Below are 2493 nucleotides of genomic sequence, written 5' to 3' on the forward strand. Positions count from 1 at the left end.
GAAAACGTCACGCACAAGGCCGTTGCCCTTGTGCAAGCGCAAGCGCGCGCCGTCCACGGTAGCGATGCCTGCGGCGTCCTGGCCACGGTGCTGCAGCACCGTCAATCCGTCATAAAGCGACGATGCAACCTCGGTGGTACCGACGATGCCAATGATTCCGCACATGGTTGTTGCCTGCTGATGAACTTGAATGGGTCAGATGGGAACGGCAGCGCTATCGACATTCGATGGCGCCTGGCCAGAAGGTTGGTTCTGTTGCTGCTGATAGGGCTGCACGGGATAAGGTTGTGACGGCGTGGGTATCAGGGAACTGCCGCCAAAGGGCGACCCTCCCTGCTTGAGCTTCTCCATCCAGTCGCTCGGCATACCCTGCGGAAGCTCAAAGCCCTTGGACATGTTCAAGTTAGGCATCTGCATGTCAGGCACCTGCACCTGATCGAGCATTTGCCCCGACTGCGCCACCACACGATTCACGCCAGGGGGCACCTTGGCGCCAAGCCAACCAGCCAGCCCGGTGAACTGCGGCACCAGGTTGGATTGATGCCACCAGCCTTCGCGCGTCAACGCGGTGAGGCTGACCATGAACACCATGAATGCCACCACCAACGATCCACGGGCAAATCCAAACACCATGCCCAGCATGCGATCCATGCCCGACAACCCCGTGCGCCAAAGGATGCGACTGATGATGGCGCGGACGATCGCGCCGCCGATCAGTACCCCCATCAGCACCGAGCCATAGCCGAGCACGGCACGTCCTTCGGGCATGGAGACATAACGACCCCACCATGCCGAGGCCGAGGGGCCGAATGCCCAGGCCGCCCAGAACGCACCAGCCCAGATCACCAAGCCAAGCACTTCGGAAATAAGGCCTCGGAACAATCCGATCAAGACCGAAATGCCCAGAATCGTCAATATGATGTAGTCGACCCAGTTCATTTCGTACCCCTCTCCCTAGGCGCTCGAAGTCTTACGGCGCGGAAACGACGTTGCCGTCGATTCCCAGCTTGGCCTTGATCTGATCCCGGATGCGTATCGCGTCGTCACGCTGCGTCTGGGGACCTGCTCGAACGCGCCACAGCTGCTTGCCGCCCGCATTCACTGTATCGACATATCCATCGAAACCACCTGCGCGCAATTTGTCGCGCAGGGCATTGGCATCGCCCTGGCTGCCCATGGCGGCAACCTGCACCGCCCAGCCGCCGGCGCGTGGCGCGGCCTGTCTGGCTGCCGGTGCGGTCGACGGTGCAGGGTCATCCTGGGTCGACGTGGTTGCGCCCGCTTCCAACCGCGCCGGAGCACCCGGGACCGCCTGCGTGATCTTCAGGCGAGCAGCCTCAGCAGCGGCGCGCGACTCAAAGGGACCGGCCGTCACCAGGGTCAGCGATTTACCCGCCTGGGTGATCGGCTTGCTCGACACGGGATAACCCAGGCCACGGACACGCTGCGTGAGGCTCTGCACGCTAGCCGCCGAGCTGTACGCGCTCAGGTTGATCATGAACCGACCATGCGCGGCAGTGGCCGGCGGCAGGGCTGCAGCGGTTGGGCTGGCGGCAGGAATCGTCGGTGCCTGGGCCTGCGATCTAGGGACGGCAGCGGGCGTCGTTGCCGACTTGGACGTGCCGGCCTTGGTGCTGGTGGCATCCGGCTTGGTCTGTGCGGGAATCAATGGCTGAGCCGGGTTGTTGCGCGTGACCGTGGTGGGCTCCGGCTTCTGGCCAGCCAGCGGGTCGGTTTCCACATCGCGGGGACGACGATCGCCAATATTCACGGTCGCCAGCTGATCGGAGCTAGCCGGCGTCGCCGTGCCCGACACCGCCGGCTTGGGCGCCGCGGAGGCAGCCGTGCCAGGCGCGGTGCCTGGCGTAAGGCTCATGGTCTTGGTCTGCATGTCGCGATCAGGTGCAGGCGGGATGGCCAGATCCACCGACTTGTCGCCATTCGTCGCCGGCGGATTGCTGGAGAAGAACATCGGCACGAACAGTACCGCCAGCGCAAACAGGACGGCGGCTCCCAGCAGGCGTGTTTTCAAGTCGGACTCCAGGTGAAACGGGGTGCGGGTAGAGCGGGCGGACCAATTATAACCGTATGCGCCATCCCCTCGCCCGTGGCGGCATCAGACCGATTCAGCAAGCACGGCGCTGGCTACGAAAAAAGAACCAAAGGCAAGGATACGGTCCCCCGGAGTGGCCGTCTGCCGCGCCGCCGCCAGCGCATGCATGACGCCAGGATGCGCATCGAAGCAGGCCGAGGGGAGCACTTCGTGCAGTCGCGCCACAACGGCCTCGACCGGCAAACCACGTGGCGTATCGCGCTCCAGGCCGGCCAGATGCCAATGCGCAATCCGATGACCCAGCGCAGCCAGCACACCCGATACGTCCTTGTCCGCCAGGGCGCCATAAACGGCATGCACGCGCCCCTGATGCGATCGATCAAGCCATTGAGCAAGCGCTTGGGCCGCTTGAGGATTGTGCCCGACGTCGACGATCAACT

The 2493-nt window shown here is 63.9% G+C and carries 3 protein-coding genes and 1 pseudogene; all 4 read right to left on the minus strand.

Features of this window, described 5'->3' with window-relative positions:
* A pseudogene (locus VF436_RS12755) lies at nucleotides 1-165 on the minus strand (amidophosphoribosyltransferase); the annotation flags it as partial.
* 30 nt (nucleotides 166-195) lie between these two features.
* Complete coding sequence (locus VF436_RS12760) at nucleotides 196-939, minus strand: CvpA family protein (RefSeq protein WP_330904407.1); 744 nt, start codon at nucleotides 937-939, stop codon at nucleotides 196-198.
* Nucleotides 940-970: 31 nt separating this feature from the next.
* Nucleotides 971-2032, minus strand: coding sequence for an SPOR domain-containing protein (locus VF436_RS12765; protein WP_330904408.1), 1062 nt, complete (start codon nucleotides 2030-2032; stop codon nucleotides 971-973).
* Between the two features lie 84 nt (nucleotides 2033-2116).
* A partial coding sequence (locus VF436_RS12770) for a glutamate ligase domain-containing protein (RefSeq protein ID WP_414649847.1) occupies nucleotides 2117-2493 on the minus strand: 377 nt, incomplete at its 5' end.

It is taken from the genome of Dyella sp., assembly GCF_036384435.1.
Lineage (GTDB): Bacteria > Pseudomonadota > Gammaproteobacteria > Xanthomonadales > Rhodanobacteraceae > GSA-30.

Coding starts and splice junctions, on each gene's coding strand:
- VF436_RS12760 (WP_330904407.1), bottom strand. CDS start 939: ATGAACTGGGTCGACTACATCATATTGACGATTCTGGGCATTTCGGTC.